The 4,604-nt window shown below is 63.3% G+C and carries 4 protein-coding genes; all 4 read right to left on the minus strand.

Annotation, left to right across the window (positions count from 1 at the left end; translation table 11 throughout):
* Positions 1 to 407, minus strand: a 407-nt coding sequence (locus SFU54_RS02080; protein WP_319014660.1) for an MFS transporter, incomplete at its 3' end; no start/stop codon positions are given.
* Positions 408 to 473: 66 nt separating this feature from the next.
* Positions 474 to 1,697: a multiple monosaccharide ABC transporter permease gene (gene mmsB / locus SFU54_RS02085; RefSeq protein ID WP_319014661.1), complete on the minus strand. Its 1,224-nt coding sequence runs from the start codon at positions 1,695 to 1,697 to the stop codon at positions 474 to 476.
* Positions 1,697 to 3,226: a multiple monosaccharide ABC transporter ATP-binding protein gene (gene mmsA, locus SFU54_RS02090; RefSeq protein WP_319014662.1), complete on the minus strand. Its 1,530-nt coding sequence runs from the start codon at positions 3,224 to 3,226 to the stop codon at positions 1,697 to 1,699. Before mmsA ends, mmsB begins: the two co-directional genes overlap by 1 nt.
* Before the next feature lie 110 nt (positions 3,227 to 3,336).
* Positions 3,337 to 4,455, minus strand: coding sequence for a multiple monosaccharide ABC transporter substrate-binding protein (gene chvE / locus SFU54_RS02095; RefSeq protein ID WP_319014663.1), 1,119 nt, complete (start codon positions 4,453 to 4,455; stop codon positions 3,337 to 3,339).
* Positions 4,456 to 4,604 lie beyond the last annotated feature (149 nt).

Here is a 4,604-nt window from a genome sequence, read left to right on the forward strand (position 1 = left end):
CCGAAGAGATCGCGCACCATCGCCATCGCGACAACGCCGCCCGCCGACGCCCCGAAGCCCTGCATCACCCGAAACGCCATGAGCCACGTGATGTCGGGGGCGAGCGCCACCCCGAGACTGGCGCCGACGTGCAGGGCGGTCGACAAAATGAGGGGCATACGACGCCCCACCGAGTCGCTCCACGGGCCGACAATCAACTGCCCAAAGGCGAAACCGAACATCGTGGCCGTGAGAGTGAGTTGCACCACTGCCGTTGAGACTGCGAGGTCAGACTCGATCTGCGGAAAGGCCGGCAGGTACAGGTCGACGGTGAACGGGCCGAGTGCGGTCAGCGCGCCGAGCACCACCACATAGACTGCGCGCTCGCGCCGCGTCAGCGAGTCTCCGGGGTGTACGACCGTCGACACGCAGCGGGCTCCAAAAAACGAAGATGGGGGTGGCCAACTGGCCACCCCCATCTTACGAGCCCGCGATTAGCGCGAGGTGCTCGCCCCAGCGCGACGCTTGTTGTACACGTCGAACGCGACGGCGAGCAGCAGCACGAGGCCCTTGACGGCCTGCTGCCACTCGATGCCGATGCCCATGATCGACATACCGTTGTTGAGAACACCGATGATGAGACCACCGATGATGGCGCCCGAGATCGTGCCGATACCACCCTGAACCGCAGCGCCACCGATGAACGCGGCCGAGATGGCCTCGAGCTCGAAGCCGTCACCAGCCTTCGGGCCGGCCAGGTTCAGTCGAGCGGTGAACACGAGGCCGGCGAGAGCGGCCAAGATGCCCATGTTCACGAACAGCCAGAAGTCGACCGACTTCGTCTTGACGCCCGACAGCTCAGCGGCGTGGCGGTTTCCACCGATCGCGTAGATGTGACGACCGAAGACCGTGCGGTTGGCGACGATGCCGTAGATCATCACAAGCACAGCGAGCACGATGAGCGTCACCGGGATGCCCTTGAACGTCGCGAGAGCGTAGGTGAAGGCACCGATACCCACGGCAACGAAGGCCATCTTGGCGATGAACCACACCGTCGGGTCGACGGTCTGGCCGTACTTCACACGGCCCGCGCGGGTGCGCACCTGCTGAACAATGAGGGCAACGATCGCGAGTGCTCCGACGCCCAGCGTGAAGTAGTCGATCGTGGCGTCTGGCCCGGCGAACGAGATGAAACCATTACCGAGAGCGCGGTACTCCTCGGGGAACGAGCCAATGTTCGAGTTGCCGAGCGTGATGAGCGCGAGCCCGCGGAAGATCAACATGCCCGCCAGGGTCACGATGAACGCGGGTATGCCCACGTAGGCGATCCAGAAGCCCTGCCACGCACCGACCACCGCGCCGATGACGAGAGCCCCGATGATGGCGAGCCACCACGGGAATCCGGCATCCCGAATCAGAACGCCCGAGAAGGCTCCGATGAAGGCGGCGATCGAGCCGACCGAGAGGTCAATGTGGCCGGCGACGATCACGAGCACCATACCGATCGCGAGAATCAGGATGTACCCGTTCTGCACGATCAGGTTCGAGATGTTCTGCGGCCGCAGGAGAATTCCGTTGGTCGTGATCGAGAACAGCACGACCACGGCGATGAGCGCGAGGAAGATGCCGTTCTTGCCGAGGTCGCTCACGATGTGCGAGAGCGTCGAGGGGAGCTTGATGCCCGACGATGCCGGGGCCTTGGTTGCGGTGTCAGACATTAGCGCTGCTTCTCCAGGGTCATGAGCTTGAGGAGGGCTTCGGGGGTGGCGTCGGCCACGGGCATTTGACCCGTGATCCGTCCCTCAGAGAGGGCGTAGATGCGATCGCAAATGCCCAGCAGTTCGGGCAGTTCAGAGGAGATGACGATGATCGCCTTCCCCTCGCTCGCGAGGCGGTTGATGATCGTGTAGATCTCGTACTTCGCGCCGACGTCAATACCGCGTGTCGGCTCGTCGAGAATCAGCACGTCAGGGTTGCTGTAGATCCACTTCGAGAGCACAACCTTCTGTTGGTTTCCACCCGACAGCTGGCCGGCCTTGGTGAGCACGGTGGGAGCCTTGATGTTCATGCTCTCGCGGTACTCGTTGGCGACTTTGTACTCTTCGTTGTCGTTGACGAGGCCCATTCGCACGAGCTTGCGCAACGACGCCATCGAGATATTGCGCTTGATGTCTTCGATGAGGTTGAGCCCGTACATCTTGCGGTCTTCAGTCGCATACGCGATGCCGTTGCGAATCGCCTCGTCCACCGAGCGAGTCTTGATCTCGACACCCCGCTTGAAGACTTTGCCCGTGATGCGGCTGCCGTAGCTCTGACCAAAGAGGCTCATGGCGAACTCGGTTCGCCCTGCTCCCATCAGGCCAGCAATGCCGACAATCTCGCCCGCGTGCACCGAGAGGTCGACGCTGTCGACCATCACGCGAGAAACATCTTGCGGGTGGTGGGCCGTCCAGCCCTCAACGCGCAAAACCTCTTCGCCGATGTGCGGCGTGTGGTCGGGGTACCGGTGTTCGAGATCGCGACCGACCATGCCCTTGATGATGCGGTCTTCAGACACGTCTTTGTGTTCCATCGTCTCGATCGTCTTGCCGTCGCGAATGACGGTGACCGAGTCGGCGATCTTCTTGATCTCGTTGAGCTTGTGGCTGATGATGATGCTCGTGATGCCCTGGCCCTTGAGGTGCAGGATGAGATCGAGCAAGTGGTCGCTGTCGCTGTCGTTGAGCGCAGCGGTCGGCTCGTCGAGAATCAACAGCTTCACTTCTTTCGAGAGTGCCTTGGCAATCTCGACGAGCTGCTGCTTGCCCACTCCGATGTCGAGAATGCGCGTGACGGGGTCTTCATCGAGGCCGACACGGGCAAGAAGCTTCTTTGCCTCTTGGTTGGTGCGGTTCCAGTCGATGAGCCCGAGCGGGCCCTTGACCTCGTTGTTGAGGAAGATGTTCTCGGCGATCGAGAGATAAGGGCTCAGAGCGAGCTCTTGGTGGATGATGACGATGCCTTTGGCTTCGCTGTCACGAATGTCGCGAAACTCGACCGTCTCGTTTTCGAAGACGATGTCGCCCTCGTACGTGCCATGGGGGTAGACACCCGAAAGCACCTTCATGAGGGTCGACTTGCCGGCCCCGTTCTCACCGCAGATGGCATGCACCTCGCCGCGCGCCACCTCGAGGGTGACGTCGGAAAGGGCCTTGACACCCGGGAAGGTCTTCGTGATCGACCGCATCTCAAGGATGTTCTGGGTCACGTGCTGCCTCTTCCTTACGTCGTTGGGGGGAAAGAGCCGGTGGTGGGGAGCCTAGTGCGACTCCCCACCACCGGCCAGATGCAACTGGTGGAGCTGGTTACTCAGTCTCGTTAGAGGCCGAGCTCCTCAGCCGTCCAGTACCCGGTGTCGACGAGCGCCTCCTGGACGTTGTCGGCAACGACCGGCACCGGTCCGAGCAGGAACGACGGCACGACGAGAACACCGTTGTCGTACGTGGTGGTGTCGTTGATCTCCGGCTCGCCGCCCTCGAGAAGAGCAACGGCCATACCGGCCGCAACCTTCGCGAGCTCGCGCGTGTCCTTGAAGATGGTCGCGTACTGCTCACCCGAGAGGATGGCCTTGACCGAGTCGACCTCGGCGTCCTGACCCGAGATGATCGGGAAGTCGACGCCCACGGCGTAGCCCGCGTCGGTCAGGGCCGAGATGATGCCACGGCTCAGACCGTCGTAGGGCGACAGCACCGCGTCGACCTTCGAGCCGTCCGAGTAGTTCGCCGTCAGGAGGTCCTCCATGCGGCTCTGGGCGACCTCGCCGTCCCAGCGCAGCGTAGCGGCCTGCTCGATGTCGACCTGACCCGACTTGACGACGAGCGTTCCGTCATCGATCAGCGGCTGGAGCACGTCCATGGCGCCGTCGAAGAAGAAGTACGCGTTGTTGTCGTCCAGCGAGCCGGCGAACAGCTCGATGTTGAACGGGCCCTCGGGCGCGCCGTCGAGGGGGTTGCCCTCGAGGTCGGTCAGGCCGAGACCGTTCAGCAGGGTCCAGGCCTGCTGCTGGCCCACGAGGAAGTTGTCGAACGTCGCGTAGTAGTTGACGTTCTCCGAGTCGCGGATCAGACGGTCGTAGGCGATGACCGGGATGTCGCTGTCGGCAGCGGTCTGCAGCACCTCGGTGAGGGTGGTGCCGTCGATCGCGGCGATGATCAGGGCCTCAGCGCCCTTGGTGATCATGTTCTCGACCTGCGAGACCTGGGTCGGGATGTCGTCCTCTGCGTACTGGAGGTCGACGGTGTAGCCGGCCGCCTCGAGCTCAGCCACGAGGGCGTCGCCGTCCGCGATCCAGCGCTCCGACGAGCGGGTGGGCATGGCGACGCCGATGAGGCCGCCGCCTTCGCCCTCGCCACCATCGGCGACCGGGGCCGAGCAGGCGGCGAGACCGAAGGTCATCGCGCCGATGGCCACGGCGGAGAGAAGAAGGTTCTTCTTCACTGTGTGTCCTTTCATTGGGGATGTGGTGGTGCTGCGGAACCCGGCTCGACATCGGGCCGGGGCCGTTCCCGGGGCGTGAGCCCGGGGACGTCTAGGGGGTGATCGGCGCCGTCACAGCGACTGCGCCAATCGGTAGTAGGCGGCGTTCG

This window comes from Microcella sp., assembly GCF_033763155.1.
Lineage (GTDB): Bacteria > Actinomycetota > Actinomycetes > Actinomycetales > Microbacteriaceae > Microcella.